This window comes from Mesorhizobium sp. WSM4821 (genome assembly GCF_055901555.1).
Window position 1 is genome coordinate 4,375,819 of the sequence record NZ_CM148371.1, and the last position, 15,164, is coordinate 4,390,982.

A 15,164-nucleotide genomic window follows, 5' to 3' on the forward strand; every position below is an offset into this window, starting at 1 on the left:
TCAAGAGTCGCCAGAAACCGATGATCTTCATCCGCGCGATTGGCCTGACGCTGCTGCTCCTCCTGGGGATGCTGCTGCCGTCGAACGCCGCCGAAGCCGACCTGCGCGCCATCATCGCCAAATTTGCCACTGCCTCGAATTTTTCTGCCATCGAAGCCGTCGTGCACGAGCTCGCGGCTACCGGCGACCGCGCCGTCGAACCCCCGCTTGCCGCGCTTGCGGAAGGGCGTCTTTACGTCCGCAAAGCCGATTCGCTGGTTTTCGTCGGCAAGGATGGCGGTGGCGGCATTGAGCTGCTCGACCCGCTGAGCGGTGAAAAGTCCGGCGACGCGGCCAAGGGCGACATCACCAAGGTCAAGGTCAACAACACGCTGCGCCGCGCCATCCGCGACGCGCTGGGCACGCTCACGCTCGGCGCGAAAGATCCGGCCGCGCGCATTGCCGCCGCCGCCACCATGTTCAAGACACCCGATGCCACAAACATCGAGCCGCTCGAGGCCGCAATCGCCAGCGAGGCCGTGGCAAGCGTCAAGGCGCTGCTCGAACAGGCCCGCGCCGCGTCGGTTCTCGTTTCCGACAGGCCGGAGGCCGACAAACTGGCGGCGATTGCCCTGATCGGCGCGCGCGGCGACCGCGACGCACTGTCCCTGCTGACCTCCATCGAGGCCAATTCCGAAGGCGTGGTCAAGGACGCGGCGACGGCGGCGATGGCCAGGATCAATTCGACGCTGGCGCTGTGGGATGCGGGCCAGAACATCTGGTACGGCATTTCGCTCGGGTCGGTGCTGCTGCTCGCGGCGATTGGCCTCGCCATCACCTTCGGCGTCATGGGCGTCATCAACATGGCGCATGGCGAAATGGTCATGCTTGGCGCCTACACCACCTTTGTCGTGCAGGAGGTGATCCGCAGTTCCTTTCCCGGCCTGTTCGACTGGTCGCTGGTCATCGCGCTGCCGCTCGCCTTCCTTGTTGCGGCGTTTGTTGGCCTTGTCATCGAGCGCGGCGTCATCCGTTTCCTTTACGGCCGGCCGCTGGAGACGCTGCTGGCGACATGGGGCGTCTCGCTGATCCTGCAGCAGACGGTGCGCACCATCTTCGGGCCAACGAACCAGGAGGTCGGCAATCCGTCGTGGATGTCCGGTTCGTTCGATATCGGTCAGCTCGCCGTGACCTGGAACCGCCTGTGGATCCTGGTCTTCTCGCTCTGCGTGTTCGCGGTACTGCTCTATGTGATGAAGCGTACGCCCTGGGGCCTGCAGATGCGCGCGGTCACCGCCAACCGGCGCATGGCCGCCTCGATGGGCATCAGGACACCGTGGGTTGACGCGCTGACCTTTGCATTGGGGTCCGGCATTGCCGGCATCGCCGGTGTCGCGCTCAGCCAGATCGACAACGTGTCGCCCAATCTCGGCCGCGGCTACATCATCGACAGCTTCATGGTCGTCGTCTTCGGCGGCGTCGGCAACCTCTGGGGGACGCTTGTCGGCGCCTTCTCGCTCGGCATCGTCAACAAGTTCCTGGAACCTTATGCCGGGGCGGTCCTCGGCAAGATCGTCGTGCTGGTTCTCATCATCCTGTTCATCCAGAAACGCCCGCGCGGCCTGTTCGCGCTAAAGGGCAGGGCGGTTGAAGCATGATCACTGGACGCTTCTTCGCCGCCGGCGCCGACCGCCGCATCGCCATCACGATCTTCATCCTTTTGGCGGTCGCCATCATCGTGCCGCTGCTCAATCTTGCGGTCTCGCCGACAAGCGCCTTCTACGTGCCGTCCTATGTCGTCGCGCTCACCGGCAAGTATCTCTGCTATGCGCTGCTCGCCTTGGCGCTCGATCTCGTCTGGGGCTATTGCGGTATCCTTTCGCTCGGCCACGGCGCCTTCTTCGCGCTCGGTGGCTATGCGATGGGCATGTATCTGATGCGCCAGATCGGTTCGCGCGGCGTCTACGGCAATCCGCTGCTGCCGGACTTCATGGTGTTCCTGAACTACAAGGAATTGCCGTGGTTCTGGTACGGTTTCGACCATTTCTGGTTTGCCGCGATCATGGTGCTCGCGGTGCCCGGCCTGCTCGCCTTCGTCTTCGGCTGGTTCGCCTTTCGCAGCCGCGTCACCGGCGTCTACCTCTCGATCATCACCCAGGCGATGACCTACGCGCTGCTGCTCGCCTTTTTCCGCAACGACATGGGTTTCGGCGGCAATAACGGCCTGACCGATTTCAAGGATATTCTGGGCTTCAACGTGCAGGCCGACGCGACGCGCTCGGCATTGTTCGCGGCCAGCGCCGTCACGCTGGCGCTTGCCGTTTTCGTAACCTGGGCAATCGTCGGCTCCAAATACGGCAAGCTGCTGATGGCGGTGCGCGACGCCGAGAGCCGCACGCGCTTTCTTGGTTGGCGGGCGGAGAACGTGAAGCTGTTCGCCTTCACCGTATCTGCGGTCATGGCCGGCATCGCCGGCGCGCTGTACGTGCCGCAGGTCGGCATTATCAATCCGGGTGAGTTCGAACCGTCCAATTCGATCGAGGTCGTGGTGTGGGCGGCTGTCGGCGGACGCGGAACCATCGTCGGGCCGATCATCGGCGCGCTTCTGGTCAATGCCGGCAAATCCTGGTTCACCGGCGTGCTGCCCGAATTCTGGCTGTTTGCGCTGGGCGGACTGTTTGTCGCCGTCACGCTCTTCCTGCCCAAGGGCGTTGTCGGCATGTGGGATTCATGGCGTGGCAATGCCAGGGCGCTGCGGGCGATCGCCGAGGAGGCCGGCACCGATCCTGACGTGCCGCCGCCGAAGATCGTTCGCAGCGCGGCGAGAACGTCCGTCGACCGGTCCGCGTCCGGCCCCGAACCGCAGCCGGCGGAGTGAGCGATGTCGAAGTCGAACACCATCCTTTATCTCGACGGCGTCTCGGTTTCCTTCGACGGCTTTCGCGCCATCAACAATCTGTCTCTGGTGCTCGACAAGGGCGAGATGCGGGCGATCATCGGTCCCAACGGCGCCGGCAAGACCACGATGATGGACATCGTCACCGGCAAGACGCGGCCCGACGAGGGCGAGGTTTTCTTCGACGGCCAGGTCGACCTGACGAAACATGACGAGGCCGACATCGCCATGATGGGCATCGGCAGGAAATTCCAGAAGCCGACGGTGTTCGAAAGCCATACGATCGAAGAGAACCTGATGCTGGCGCTGAAGGGCCCACGCTCGATCTTCCCGGCGCTGTTCCACCGCCGCTCGGCCACCGAGGCGCGGCGGATCGACGATATCCTCGGCATCATCCGGCTCGGCGACAAGCGCAACGAACTTGCCGCCAATCTCAGCCACGGACAGAAGCAATGGCTCGAGATCGGCATGCTGCTGGCGCAGGATCCGAAGCTGTTGCTGGTCGACGAGCCGGTCGCCGGCATGACCGACGCCGAGACCGAGGAAACGGCGCGGCTGCTCAAGGATATCGCGCGCGACCATTCGGTCATCGTCGTCGAGCACGACATGCATTTCGTGCGCGAGCTCGGCGTCAAGGTCACCTGCCTGCACGAAGGCTCGGTCCTGTCCGAAGGCTCGCTCGATTTCGTTTCGGCCGACGAGCGCGTCGTCGAAGTCTATCTGGGGAGATGAGCATGGTCTGGCGGGTTCCGTTCCATCGTTTCGACCTTTCGTTCTTCAGGCGTTGGAGAAGGCGCTGACCATGCTCGAAGTCTCCAACGCCACGCTCCATTACGGCGCCGCCCAGGCGCTGCGCGGCGTCTCGCTCAAGGCCGGCGCGGGCAAGATCACCTGCGTGCTCGGCCGCAACGGCGTCGGCAAAACCAGTTTGATGAGATCGATCGTCGGCCACCACCGGCTGACGAGCGGAAGCGTTGCCTTCGAGGGGAAGGCGCTCGACCGGAGCGCGGCGTATGACCGCGCCCGGTCGGGCATCGCATTCGTGCCGCAGGGCAGGGAGATCTTCCCGCTGCTTACCGTGCGGGAGAACCTCGAATCGGGCTTTGCGCCATTGAAGCGCGCCGACCGCAATATCCCCGGCCACGTCTTCGAATTGTTTCCGGTGCTGAAGCAGATGCTCGCGCGCCGCGGCGGCGACCTTTCCGGCGGCCAGCAGCAGCAGCTTGCCATCGGCAGGGCGCTGGTGATGCGGCCCAAACTCCTGGTGCTCGACGAGCCGACCGAAGGCATCCAGCCGTCGATCATCAAGGATATCGGCCGCGCCATCCGCTATCTGCGCGACCAGGCAGGCATCGCCGTGCTGCTGGTCGAACAATATCTCGATTTCTGCCGCGAGTTGGCAGACGAGGTCAACATCATGGACCGCGGCCAGATCGTCCACACCGGGCCAGCCGAGGATCTCGATCGGGCGGATGTCCGCAAATTCCTGACTGTATAGGGTCCATCCCGTTGTCATCCCGGGACGAAGCGACGCGGCGCAGACTCCGGAATCCATACCGTGCCGTTAGTCAAAGAATGCAGCGGTCAAGAATAGAAGCCGTTCTCCGGCGCACCTCATCCTGGATTCTGCACTGTGGCGACGCTTTGAAGTTTCGGCATGGATCCTTGGGTCTTCGCTCCGCTTCGCGTTCGCTACGCCCAAGGGTGACGAAGTCACGAAAGTCTGCTCAATCTTTCGTCAACGCCTCCAATGTGCAGCTCTGGCGCGCTGAAGATTGCATGCTAATCTTTACTTGGCCCTGTTGAGTCGGCCGCTTTCCGTATCAGTCTCGTTGACAGATCAAGGTGAGGCGCGGGCTCAGCCGGCATGTCCATGCAGGCCGCCTCCTTTCCGCGATCTGATCGCATTGCGGGCACTTGGCCAGGGACAGCCGATGGAACGTTATGTCGAGGACTACCAGAAACGGCGGCTCACCGAGCGCGTCGACATCATCACGGCCATCAACATTCTGAAATCGCAAGGATATGACCACGACGAACTGATCGCTGAGATCACCAAGGTCTTCTATGTCGATCTCGATGCCTACAACGAGGTCGTGAGGGCGGCGTGAGGGGCCGTATGAGGGCTGACGGGAAGGGCGGTTGCGCCCTGCCGCCAAGCGGCTAGCTTGCGCGTCGGAATGTCGAGGCCGCGACGCGGTTGCGACCGCCGCGCTTGGCGGCGTAGAGCGCCTTGTCTGCTGCGCTGAGCACCCTGTCGAAGCTCATGCCGTCCTTGCTGCCGAAAGCGTATCCGGCGCTGACCGTACATGTCAGGTGACCGGTTTCGGTTTCGATGACGCGCGCGGCGAAGCCGGTGCGTATCCGCTCGGCGGTGTGCTCCACCATTTCGGGCAGGGTCCGCCTTAGAACCAGCGCGAATTCCTCTCCGCCCATGCGCGCGGCGACATCGGTCGGGCGAAGGTTCTCGGCGAGTTCCTCGGCGAATACTTTCAGCACCTGATCGCCAGTGGCGTGGCCGAATTCGTCGTTGATGGCCTTGAAACCATCGAGGTCGAACATGACCACCGCGGTGAAAGCCCCAATCGGGGCACCGTCATTGAGATCGAACAACGCGCGCCTGTTGAGAAGCCCGGTTAGCGGATCGGTCAGCGCATCCAGACGGTGATGTCGGGCCAGACGGCCCTGGTTAAGCGCCAGCGAAAGGGCGCCGATGCCGGTCATGCTGGCGATGACGACGACGAGACTCAGATCCTCGGCCCAGTTGCTGGGCGCATGCCCAAGAACGAGCTTTCCGTCCCATGCGAGAGCCAAGGCACACAGCACGAAGGATATCGCGGTGGCCGAGTAGAGCACGGCGAGGCCGATGATCGGGACAGGGGCTTCGGTGCGTCCTATCCAGTACTGATAGGCGGCCGCAAACAGAAGCAGGGCGGCAAGGAGGTTTTCGAACACGAAGCCGAGCCCGTCATACCCGAGCGCCATCGGCGGCAGTGCTATGGCAAGCGAGATGCAGCTGCCGAAAATCGTCAGCGGGATTGGCGATCGGCCTGACCTGAACTGGTAGGCGGCGCCCAGCATGGTCGAGAACCCAGTCAGGAGCAGGGTAAATGTCGCGATGCCGAGGATGCGTCCAGGCGCCTTGATGTAGTCTTGGTAGATAACGACGTCGCCGACGATCAATAACGCGCTGATCGACCATGTCAGCAGGAATTTTTCAGTTCGTGCCGTCAGCCAGATGCCGAACAACGTCAGGCTCAGGCAGGCGGCGGAAAAACCGACAGCCAGCAGAAGTGAGTTGTAGTCGAGCGACATGCCCCTCGTCCTTGCCCGCACCAATCCTGCGATTTTGCCTGGCGGGATTCATGCAGCAAGGAGGTATCGATAAGGTTACGATGGCGATGAAGATGCCGCGATTCAAGGGTCGTCAGCCTGTGACCCGCTTCATCAGCGCCATGGCGCCGAACGGCGCGCGGACCTTGCCCTCGGTGATGAAGTAGACGAACACATCGCGCGGTTTGACCGGTGCATCGGTTGAGGGATCGGCGCGCGGCACGCCGGCCGGCATTTTGCCTTCCGCCCAGGTTCTTGCGCGCGCCGCCCATTCGTCGAGCGCCTTCGGCGTGTAGCAGTCGGGATTGTCGTCGCTGCCGGTCTGCAGCCGGGCATAGATGAAATCGCCGGTGACGTCGGCAATCGCAGGATATTTGGCGTGATCGGCAGAGACGATCGCGACCTTGTACTTGCGCGCCAGGGCAGCGAATTCCGGCACGATGAAGCTGTCGTTGCGCACCTCGACCGCGTGGCGCAGCGCAACGCCGTCCTGCTTCTCAGGCAAAAGCTTGAGAAAGGCCTCGAAATCGTCCGGATCGAATTTTTTGGTCGGCGCGAACTGCCACAGGATCGGCCCGAGCTTGTCGCCGAGTGCGGCGACGCCCGAGCCCAGGAAGCGCATCACGGACTCGCCGGCCTCGCCAAGCACGCGGCGGTTGGTGACGAAACGGTTGCCTTTCAGCGAATAGACAAAACCGTCCGGCGCCTCGTTTGCCCATTTGACGAAGGTCGGCTCCTTGAAGCTCGAATAATAGGTGCCGTTGACCTCGATGCTCGGCACCTGTCGGCTGGCATAGTGCAGTTGCTTGGCCTTCGGCAGTTTGTCCGGATAGAAGGACGTGTCCCACGGTTCGAAGGTCCAGCCGCCCATGCCGGCGCGGATTTTTCCCGATTGAGTCACTGTCGTCCTCCCGGTTTGCTGAAAAGGATCAGGCGATGGCGGTCGTCTGGACGGCTTTCGCCATGTCGACGACCGTCCATCCTGGCCGATATGGGTTGGGCCGGCGGCCCGTTTCGCGAAAGCCATAGGCTTTGTAGAGCGCGATGTTTCGCTCCATCTTCGCGTTGGTGTAGAGCCGCACCTCGGACAAGCTCCACAGCCGTGTCTGTCCTTCCGCGTGATTGAGCAAGGCGACGCCGTGGCCCTTGCCTTGAAAGGCAGGGGAGACTGCGACGGAGAAGATCATACTATGGTCCGGATGCCGTTCGAGAACCAGCAATCCAGCCGGCTGCTCATCTTGCTCCAAAAGCCAGACTTCGCCGCGTTCGATCCGCGGCACGTAATCCTCGGTGACGGGGATCGGCGGCGCGCCAAGCAACGCGGCGTAGTGCGCATAGGCGGCTTCGGTCAGCGCGACGACAGCGTCAAGGTCACCGGCAAACGCACTTCTGATCTTCATTGAAGGTCCTTCCAAACGCCAACCGGTCTGCCTGTTCACTCCGCCGCTTCGCGCTTGCCTCCGGGGCGCCGCTCCAGCAACTCCCTCAGGAACTGGCCGGTGTAGCTGCGCTTCTCGCGGACGATGTCCTCCGGCGTGCCGGACGCCACCAGTTCGCCGCCGCCGTCGCCGCCCTCGGGGCCGAGGTCGAGCACCCAGTCGGCGGTCTTGATGACCTCGAGATTGTGCTCGATGACGACCACCGTGTTGCCCTGGTCGACCAGTTCGTGCAGCACTTCGAGCAGCTTGGCGACGTCGTGGAAATGCAGGCCGGTGGTCGGCTCGTCGAGGATATAGAGCGTCTTGCCGGTCGCCTTGCGCGACAGTTCCTTGGCCAGCTTGATGCGCTGCGCCTCGCCGCCCGAAAGCGTCGTCGCCTGCTGGCCGATATGGATGTAGCCCAGCCCGACCTGCTTGAGCGTCTCCAGCTTGTCGCGCACGCCGGGCACGGCGGCAAAGAAATCGACGCCTTCCTCGACCGTCATGTCGAGCACGTCGGCGATCGACTTGCCCTTGAACAGGACGTCGAGCGTCTCGCGGTTGTAGCGCTTGCCATGACAGACGTCGCAGGTGACGTAGACGTCGGGCAGGAAGTGCATCTCGATCTTGATGACGCCGTCGCCCTGGCAGGCTTCACAGCGGCCGCCCTTGACGTTGAACGAGAAGCGGCCGGGCTGGTAGCCGCGCGCCTTGGCCTCCGGCAGGCCGGCGAACCAGTCGCGGATCGGCGTGAAGGCACCGGTATAGGTGGCTGGGTTGGAGCGCGGCGTCCGTCCAATAGGCGACTGGTCGATGTCGATGACCTTGTCGAGGAACTCGAGACCTTCGATGCGGTCATGGTCGGCCGGGTGCTCGCGGGAGCCCATGATGCGGCGCGACGCGGCCTTGAACAGCGTTTCGATCAGGAAGGTCGACTTGCCGCCGCCCGAGACGCCGGTAACGGCGGTGAAGGTGCCAAGCGGGATTTCGGCGGTGACGTTTTTCAGATTGTTGCCGCGCGCGCCGACGATCTTCAGGCGCCGGTTCTTCCTGGCCTCGCGCCGCACCGCCGGCGTCGCCACTTCGAGCTCTCCGGACAGGTACTTGCCGGTGATCGAGGCGGGGCTGGCCATGATCTGCTGCGGCGTTCCCTGGGCGATGATGTGGCCGCCATGGATGCCGGCGGCGGGCCCGATATCGACGACATAGTCGGCATGCAGGATGGCGTCCTCGTCATGCTCGACGACGATCACCGTGTTGCCGATGTCGCGCAGATGCTTCAGCGTGTCGAGCAGGCGTGCGTTGTCGCGCTGGTGCAGGCCGATCGACGGCTCGTCCAGCACATAGAGCACGCCGGTCAGGCCGGAACCGATCTGCGAGGCAAGCCGTATGCGCTGGCTCTCGCCGCCCGACAGCGTGCCGGAATTGCGCGACAGCGTCAGGTAGTCGAGCCCGACATCGTTGAGGAAGCGCAGCCGCTCGCGGATCTCCTTGAGCACGCGCACCGCGATCTCGTTCTGTTTTTCATTGAGCGAAGCGGGCAGGTCGGTGAACCATTGGTCGGCCTTGCGGATCGACTGCTCGGTGACCTCGCCGATGTGTTTTCCCGCGATCTTCACCGCAAGCGCCTCCGGCTTCAGCCGGTAGCCGTGGCAGGCCGGGCAAGGCGTGGCCGACATGAAGCGCTCGATCTCCTCGCGCATCCAGGCGGATTCGGTCTCTTTCCACCGCCGCTCCAGATTGGGGATGACGCCCTCGAACGTCTTGGTCGTCTTGTAGGAGCGCAGGCCGTCATCATACTGGAAGGTTATCTCGCGCTCGCCGGTGCCATGCAGGATGGCTTCTCTTGCCTCTTCGGTCAGATCCCGGAACTTGTCGCCGAGCTTGAAGCCATAGGTCTTGCCCAGCGCCTCCAGGGTCTGCGCGTAATAGGGCGAAGTCGATTTCGCCCACGGGCTGACGGCGCCGGCGCGCAGCGACAGATTGTCGTCGGGCACGATCAGGCTGGCGTCGATGGCGCGCTGGCTGCCCAAGCCGTCGCAGGTCGGGCAGGCGCCGAACGGGTTGTTGAAGGAGAACAGCCGCGGCTCGATCTCGGGAATGGTGAAGCCGGACACCGGGCAGGCGAACTTTTCCGAAAACAGAATACGTTCGTGCGTCTCGTTCTTCGATTTGTTGACCGAATCCTCGCCGGTCTGGCTGGCGTCGAGCGGCCGGTCGGCGAACTCCGCCACCGCCAGCCCGTCGGCCAGCTTCAGCGCGGTTTCGATGGAATCCGCAAGCCGCGTCGCCAGATCGCCGCGCACCACGATGCGGTCGACGACGACGTCGAGATCATGTTTGTACTTCTTGTCCAACGCCGGCACGTCGGCGATCTCGTAGAAAACGCCGTCGACCTTGACGCGCTGAAAACCCTTTTTCTGCAGCTCCAGCAGTTCCTTGCGGTATTCGCCTTTGCGGCCGCGCACCATCGGCGCCAGGATGAACAGGCGCGTGCCTTCCTCGACCGCCAGCACGCGGTCGACCATCTGCGATACCGTCTGGCTCTCGATCGGCAGGCCGGTGGCCGGCGAATAGGGGACGCCGACGCGCGCGAACAGCAGCCGCATGTAGTCGTAGATTTCGGTGACGGTGCCGACCGTCGAGCGCGGGTTCTTCGAAGTGGTCTTCTGCTCGATGGAAATGGCGGGCGACAGGCCGTCGATCTGGTCGACGTCAGGCTTCTGCATCATTTCGAGGAATTGCCTGGCATAGGCCGACAGGCTCTCGACATAGCGGCGCTGGCCCTCGGCATAGATGGTGTCGAAGGCAAGCGACGACTTGCCGGAGCCCGACAGGCCGGTCATGACGATCAGGCTGTCACGCGGCAGGTCGAGATCGACATTCTTCAGATTGTGTTCGCGCGCGCCGCGAATGGAAAGATATTTATGGTCGGCCATCGCCGGTCGCCGCCTCAAATCTGGAATCTCGTGGGATGGCGGGTTGTCCCGGCCATCCCCTATGTAGGTAATTTCGCCACCGTTTCGAGAGACGCCACAACTCTCGATCAAAGCCTTTAACCGTCTTTCGCGCGGGCGAGCAAGCGGAAAGAACAAAGACCGAACGCGCTCCTGACAAAAGCTGTGTACCAACCCCAGCCGCGCCAGGCGTCAAGTGATCACATTTTTTGTAATCGGCTATCCTACGGTTGACGTCTCAGCCTCAGGGGGGCAGACTCCAAACGTCACCGAAGCCGGCCGTCTTTCGATGGCCTCGCCGCCTTGAGGTGGCCTGCGAGACGCCGCAGGCTTTTGCGATTTGCGCTTCGGACGACACCAGTCGCAATGGACAAAAGAGGAGAGCAGAGGAATGACTCCACCGGACAGTCCCTTGAGGCTCCACGTGTCGCTGGAGCCACGGCAGGCATAAGTGCCAGGGCCAGGCGTTCGCGCCGCCCGACAAACCGTGACCTGCCTTACCCCAAAATTAGAGACTACTAGTCGGATCGTCGGCTGAACGCCGCGAAGCATCCGAAATCTAAGGCCGGCAGTGTACTCCCGGCAGATTGGATTTTAGATCCAAGAAAGCCCCGACCGTTTGCGGAAGCAGCGGCGGGGCTGTTCGTTTCAGGTGGCGCGGGTTTCGGGTCACGATGCGCCAGGTCAAAGTTGCTCAGCAAGGGAACCGGATCACGTCCTTGATCGCGTTATAGGTCTCCGCTGACTGCCATCTCCGACAATGAACGCATGTTCAACCTCTGTTGGAGATTTCGATGCTTAAACCCTTTCTGCCGATAGTTCTGCTCACCCTCCTTTCGAACTCTGTCGCACAGGCAGCCGATGCCATCGGCTTTCGGGAAATCGAGTTGCCGGATGCAGTGGGCGAGCGGCCGCTGCATGTCAGCTTGTGGTATCCGACCAGCGACGATGGCCCGGTAGCAGCTACCGGCGAAAACCGTGTCTTCTACGGCGTTCCAGCCGGGACGCCCATCCGTCGAGGGATGCGCATCCGCTCGTCGTCCTGTCGCACGGCTATGGTGGCAGCTGGAGGAATCTCAGTTGGCTCGCAGGCGAACTCCTCCATCAAGGATACGTAGTCGCGGCGCCTGATCACCCTGGAACAACGACCTTCGATAGACGTCCGGCACAGGCGGCAAGACTCTGGGAGCGTCCCCACGACCTCAGCCGCGTGATCGACGAGCTGATCGGGGATACATCACTTGCGGGAACCATCGAACCGGGCCGCATTGCCGCAATCGGCCATTCTCTTGGTGGATGGACGGTCACGGCGCTTGCCGGAGCACGCTTCAGCACAGACCTTTTCGCGCAGGACTGCAAGACGCATTCAAGCCCGCGCGCATGCGCACTTTCCGCCGAATTGGGCATTGTCCCGGGTGCCGTCGCGGAGCTGGATGGCGATATCCCGATGCGAGGATTGGCGCTGTCGTCTCGCTCGATCTGGGGCTCGCGCGTGGTTTCACGCCTGAAAACCTCGCTACCTTGCACGTGCCGGCGCTGGTCATCGGCGCAGGTGTCGACATTGGCGACATGCCGGCCAAACTGGAGTCGGGGTATCTTGCCGCCAAGCTGCCGTCGGCGACATCCAGCTATATCGAAATTTCCGACGCAATGCATTTCAGCTTCATGCAACTCTGCAAACCAGGAGCCGTCGCCTTGATCGCAGAGGAAACGCCCGGCGATGGCCTCGTATGCAAGGACGGAGGAACACGAGACCGGGAGGCCATCCCCCGACAGGTTTCGGACCTGATTATTGCGTTTCTGGCGCAGGCGATCCCGCCGAAATAGGCGCAGCCTCGCTCGGATTGCAGGCGCCAACGAAAGCGACCTCTGGACCGGGCTCTCGCCGGTTCATCAGCCTCACGAGAAGAATGATCAGCAAAAGCGAGATGACAAAGGGAAGAGGTACGCCAGGCATCATGCGCCAATAGGAGGGCTTGGCGGACTCACCGCCCTACCGCCGAGGCGCCTTGATCGCGCCGGCACTGACATCCAGGGTTATGCTGCCGGAAATCCTGACATCGGTGTCGCCGATCTTGAACTGACCGTTGCCGCTGCTCGGCACGGCATCGTCGGGTTCGGGAGCCGGCTTGGCGATGCGATAGTCGCTGGCCACGCCGGGCAGCGTGCCTTTCCGCGAAGGCGTTGAATTGTCTTCGGCGAACGCGGTGCCGGAGACAATGGCCGCGACGGCAACGCCGATGATCAACTGGTTCAGGCGACTGCGTGAAATCTCTTCGAGCATCGGCGGATCATATCGCCGCACACCGGCCGAGGCCAGAGCGGTGGTGATAAATTGCTGAAGTGGTCATCGTCATCCGCGGGGGACCGGCTACCTTTCACGCCGCCTTTTTGCGGGTGTCGAAAACATGGTCGACAAGCCCCCACGACTTTGCTTCCTCGGCGGTCATGAAATAGTCGCGGTCGAGCGTGCGCTCGACCTCTTCGAACGTACGGCCGCAGTGATGCGCATAGAGTTCGGTCATGCGCTTCTTGGTGCGCAGGATGCCTTCGGCGTGACGTTGGATATCGGAAGCCTGGCCCTGAAAGCCGCCCAGCGGCTGGTGAAGCACAATGCTGGTGTTGGGCAGCGCAATGCGCCGTCCAGGCGTGCCCGCCATCAAAAGGAAGGAGGCCATCGATGCGGCAAAGCCCATGCAGACGGTCGACACCGGGCAACTGACATATTGCATCGTGTCGTAGATGGCGAAACCGCTGGTCACCACCCCGCCCGGCGAGTTGATGTAGAGCGATATCTCCTTGTCTGGATTGTCGGATTCCAGCGACAGAAGCTGGGCACAGACCAGCGCCGACACGCCGTCGTTGATCTCTCCGTTGATGAAGACGATGCGTTCGCGCAGCAGCCGCGAGAAAATGTCGAAGGCGCGTTCGCCGCGGCTCGACTGCTCGATCACCATCGGCACCAGGTTGGCAAAACCGCTCATCGCTTTTCTCCGTTGTGTCGTTCAGGCCGCGCGCAGGAAGAGGCGAGGCGTGTTTGCGGCAATGGTCTGTTTGGGGCTGCACGCGTTGAGCGAAAGCCGGCAGCCGGTGCTGGCAATCGCAACCGTAGCTCGCGCAAATCCGCCATGGACAATGCGCAGATGCGTGCCGCCCGATACGGTGCGGTCGAGCGTGAAGGTGACTATGCTGTCCACTGCGTTGTCCAAAGCACTGTCCAGCGGGCCGGCGAGCGGATCCGATGCATCGCCGGGGGCTGGTCGCTCCCGCCAGGAGTAGCGCAGCATGCGTTCGGGCTCGGCGTCGAGGATTTCGCATTCGATCGGCGCATCCGGTCCGGCAAAGGCAAAGCGGCTGCCGATCTCAGGCTTGATGTCGTTCGGCATCATCCAGGCCGCGAGCAGATCCGGCACCGTCAGCGCCCGCCATACTTTTTCCGGCGGGTCTGGAAGTTCGCACTCGAACTCGATCGAATCTGCCGTCATTGGTCCATATCCTTCAAAACCGCCTTGAGCCTTTCAATACGCTCGGGCCAGAACGCACGGTAGCGCTCGATCCAGCCGAGCAGTGGCTCAAGCCCCTGCGGATCGGCGCGGTAATAGGCATTGCGGCCGGTCCGCCGCTCGGTGACCAGGCCGGCGCCGCGCAGCACCGCCAGATGCTGGGAGACGGCCGGCTGCGACACCGTCATGCCCCCGCGCAGTTCCGACACAGTCATCTCGCCGGCGGCGAGCCGCTCGTAGACGGCGCGGCGCGTCGGGTCGGCAAGGGCGCGAAAAATCTCTGCCTCGGTCATGGCAAAAGCATAAGTCGATACTTATTGGTTTGGCAAGCGGTGTTTTCCCGCCCATATGAAATGGCACGGAGATGCCGCCGATTGCTGACATTCCTTGACAACGGGCCTTTGATAGATTTAGAACGAAAAGAGAACAAAAACCTTGTGGGAAAAGGCAGCCACGGCAGGCGGGGATTGTCCGCAGCCTGTAAGGTGCGTGCGACAGAAGTTTGGTTTCGGATGAGCGCGGAGAAGTGTGATGGCGGGTAGCGTCAACAAGGTCATTCTGGTCGGCAATCTCGGGGCGGACCCTGAAATCCGCCGCCTGAATTCCGGTGATCCGGTCGTCAACATCCGCATCGCTACGTCGGAAAGCTGGCGCGACAAGAATTCCGGCGAGCGCAAGGAAAAGACCGAATGGCATAATGTCGTCATCTTCAACGACCAGCTCGCCAAGGTAGCCGAGCAGTATCTGAAGAAGGGCGCGAAGGTCTATGTCGAGGGCCAGTTGCAGACGCGCAAGTGGCAGGACCAGACCGGCAACGACCGCTACACGACCGAAATCGTGCTGCAGAAATTCCGTGGCGAGTTGCAGATGCTCGACGCGCGCGGCGAAGGTGGCGGTCAGGTCGGCAACTATGCTGGTGGCGGCAACAGCCGCGGTTCCGACTTTGGCCAGTCGAGCCCAGGTGAGAGCTTCAACCGCAGCGGCGGTGGTGGATCAAAGGGCGGCGGCGGCAGTTCGTCACGCGAACTGGACGACGAAATCCCGTTCTGAGTGAATGCCGCTGTTGGGCGTTTGAGCC

At 62.6% G+C, this 15,164-nt stretch carries 16 protein-coding genes; 8 read left to right on the top strand and 8 right to left on the bottom strand.

From position 1 onward, the window contains the following. Positions 1-20: 20 nt before the first annotated feature. The 5 genes from urtB (at position 21) to AC0NID_RS21185 (ending at position 4,986) form a co-directional block, all read left to right on the top strand. A complete protein-coding gene (gene urtB, locus AC0NID_RS21165; protein WP_473456881.1) occupies positions 21-1,637 on the top strand; it encodes an urea ABC transporter permease subunit UrtB in 1,617 nt (538 codons plus the stop codon). Next, positions 1,634-2,857 (top strand): urea ABC transporter permease subunit UrtC, encoded by a 1,224-nt coding sequence (urtC, locus tag AC0NID_RS21170; protein ID WP_473456882.1) that lies wholly within the window; start codon positions 1,634-1,636, stop codon positions 2,855-2,857. Before urtB ends, urtC begins: the two co-directional genes overlap by 4 nt. A 3-nt stretch (positions 2,858-2,860) precedes the next feature. Then, entirely contained in the window at positions 2,861-3,607 is a 747-nt protein-coding gene (gene urtD / locus AC0NID_RS21175; RefSeq protein ID WP_473456883.1) for an urea ABC transporter ATP-binding protein UrtD, read from the top strand. 70 nt (positions 3,608-3,677) lie between these two features. After that, positions 3,678-4,373: an urea ABC transporter ATP-binding subunit UrtE gene (urtE, locus tag AC0NID_RS21180; RefSeq protein WP_126041867.1), complete on the top strand. Its 696-nt coding sequence runs from the start codon at positions 3,678-3,680 to the stop codon at positions 4,371-4,373. Between the two features lie 436 nt (positions 4,374-4,809). Continuing rightward, positions 4,810-4,986, top strand: a complete 177-nt coding sequence (locus AC0NID_RS21185) for a hypothetical protein (RefSeq protein WP_473456884.1) — start codon at positions 4,810-4,812, stop codon at positions 4,984-4,986. 52 nt (positions 4,987-5,038) lie between these two features. Here the strand turns inward: AC0NID_RS21185 and AC0NID_RS21190 are convergent, their stop codons facing one another. The 4 genes from AC0NID_RS21190 to uvrA all read right to left on the bottom strand — a co-directional run bounded on the left by AC0NID_RS21190 (position 5,039) and on the right by uvrA (position 10,565). Further along, a complete protein-coding gene (locus tag AC0NID_RS21190) occupies positions 5,039-6,190 on the bottom strand; it encodes a GGDEF domain-containing protein (RefSeq protein WP_473456885.1) in 1,152 nt (383 codons plus the stop codon). A gap of 112 nt (positions 6,191-6,302) precedes the next feature. Further along, a complete protein-coding gene (locus tag AC0NID_RS21195) occupies positions 6,303-7,109 on the bottom strand; it encodes a DUF72 domain-containing protein (protein WP_473456886.1) in 807 nt (268 codons plus the stop codon). Positions 7,110-7,137: 28 nt separating this feature from the next. After that, positions 7,138-7,608 carry a GNAT family N-acetyltransferase gene (locus AC0NID_RS21200; RefSeq protein ID WP_473456887.1) on the bottom strand — a complete coding sequence of 157 codons (471 nt, stop codon included), beginning with the start codon at positions 7,606-7,608 and terminating at the stop codon, positions 7,138-7,140. A gap of 35 nt (positions 7,609-7,643) precedes the next feature. Continuing rightward, positions 7,644-10,565, bottom strand: a complete 2,922-nt coding sequence (gene uvrA, locus AC0NID_RS21205) for an excinuclease ABC subunit UvrA (RefSeq protein ID WP_473456889.1) — start codon at positions 10,563-10,565, stop codon at positions 7,644-7,646. An 812-nt stretch (positions 10,566-11,377) separates the two neighbouring features. Here uvrA and AC0NID_RS21210 point away from each other — a divergent pair. Next, a complete protein-coding gene (locus AC0NID_RS21210; RefSeq protein WP_473456948.1) occupies positions 11,378-11,701 on the top strand; it encodes a hypothetical protein in 324 nt (107 codons plus the stop codon). Then, positions 11,626-12,282, top strand: coding sequence for an alpha/beta hydrolase family protein (locus tag AC0NID_RS21215; protein WP_473456941.1), 657 nt, complete (start codon positions 11,626-11,628; stop codon positions 12,280-12,282). Before AC0NID_RS21210 ends, AC0NID_RS21215 begins: the two co-directional genes overlap by 76 nt. Before the next feature lie 294 nt (positions 12,283-12,576). Here AC0NID_RS21215 and AC0NID_RS21220 read toward each other — a convergent pair whose 3' ends face one another. The 4 genes from AC0NID_RS21220 to AC0NID_RS21235 all read right to left on the bottom strand — a co-directional run bounded on the left by AC0NID_RS21220 (position 12,577) and on the right by AC0NID_RS21235 (position 14,379). Next, positions 12,577-12,867 (bottom strand): hypothetical protein, encoded by a 291-nt coding sequence (locus tag AC0NID_RS21220; RefSeq protein WP_473456890.1) that lies wholly within the window; start codon positions 12,865-12,867, stop codon positions 12,577-12,579. Positions 12,868-12,961: 94 nt separating this feature from the next. Beyond that, positions 12,962-13,567: an ATP-dependent Clp protease proteolytic subunit gene (locus tag AC0NID_RS21225; protein WP_473456891.1), complete on the bottom strand. Its 606-nt coding sequence runs from the start codon at positions 13,565-13,567 to the stop codon at positions 12,962-12,964. A gap of 21 nt (positions 13,568-13,588) precedes the next feature. Beyond that, entirely contained in the window at positions 13,589-14,068 is a 480-nt protein-coding gene (locus AC0NID_RS21230) for an SRPBCC family protein (RefSeq protein WP_473456892.1), read from the bottom strand. After that, on the bottom strand, positions 14,065-14,379 hold the full coding sequence (locus tag AC0NID_RS21235; protein WP_473456893.1) for an ArsR/SmtB family transcription factor: 315 nt from the start codon (positions 14,377-14,379) through the stop codon (positions 14,065-14,067). The genes AC0NID_RS21230 and AC0NID_RS21235 overlap by 4 nt, the downstream gene beginning before the upstream one ends. Before the next feature lie 238 nt (positions 14,380-14,617). Here AC0NID_RS21235 and AC0NID_RS21240 point away from each other — a divergent pair, with 238 nt between their 5' ends. Further along, a complete protein-coding gene (locus AC0NID_RS21240; RefSeq protein WP_473456894.1) occupies positions 14,618-15,136 on the top strand; it encodes a single-stranded DNA-binding protein in 519 nt (172 codons plus the stop codon). Positions 15,137-15,164: the final 28 nt, after the last annotated feature.

Excerpts from the sequence above, each read along its gene's own strand:
- urtE (WP_126041867.1), top strand. The coding sequence starts at position 3,678 with ATGCTCGAAGTCTCCAACGCCACGCTCCATTACGGCGCCGCCCAGGCG.
- urtD (WP_473456883.1), top strand. The coding sequence starts at position 2,861 with ATGTCGAAGTCGAACACCATCCTTTATCTCGACGGCGTCTCGGTTTCC.
- AC0NID_RS21220 (WP_473456890.1), bottom strand. The coding sequence starts at position 12,867 with ATGCTCGAAGAGATTTCACGCAGTCGCCTGAACCAGTTGATCATCGGC.
- AC0NID_RS21200 (WP_473456887.1), bottom strand. The coding sequence starts at position 7,608 with ATGAAGATCAGAAGTGCGTTTGCCGGTGACCTTGACGCTGTCGTCGCG.
- uvrA (WP_473456889.1), bottom strand. The coding sequence starts at position 10,565 with ATGGCCGACCATAAATATCTTTCCATTCGCGGCGCGCGCGAACACAAT.
- urtC (WP_473456882.1), top strand. The coding sequence starts at position 1,634 with ATGATCACTGGACGCTTCTTCGCCGCCGGCGCCGACCGCCGCATCGCC.
- AC0NID_RS21210 (WP_473456948.1), top strand. The coding sequence starts at position 11,378 with ATGCTTAAACCCTTTCTGCCGATAGTTCTGCTCACCCTCCTTTCGAAC.
- AC0NID_RS21235 (WP_473456893.1), bottom strand. The coding sequence starts at position 14,379 with ATGACCGAGGCAGAGATTTTTCGCGCCCTTGCCGACCCGACGCGCCGC.
- urtB (WP_473456881.1), top strand. The coding sequence starts at position 21 with ATGATCTTCATCCGCGCGATTGGCCTGACGCTGCTGCTCCTCCTGGGG.
- AC0NID_RS21230 (WP_473456892.1), bottom strand. The coding sequence starts at position 14,068 with ATGACGGCAGATTCGATCGAGTTCGAGTGCGAACTTCCAGACCCGCCG.
- AC0NID_RS21185 (WP_473456884.1), top strand. The coding sequence starts at position 4,810 with ATGGAACGTTATGTCGAGGACTACCAGAAACGGCGGCTCACCGAGCGC.
- AC0NID_RS21225 (WP_473456891.1), bottom strand. The coding sequence starts at position 13,567 with ATGAGCGGTTTTGCCAACCTGGTGCCGATGGTGATCGAGCAGTCGAGC.
- AC0NID_RS21240 (WP_473456894.1), top strand. The coding sequence starts at position 14,618 with ATGGCGGGTAGCGTCAACAAGGTCATTCTGGTCGGCAATCTCGGGGCG.
- AC0NID_RS21190 (WP_473456885.1), bottom strand. The coding sequence starts at position 6,190 with ATGTCGCTCGACTACAACTCACTTCTGCTGGCTGTCGGTTTTTCCGCC.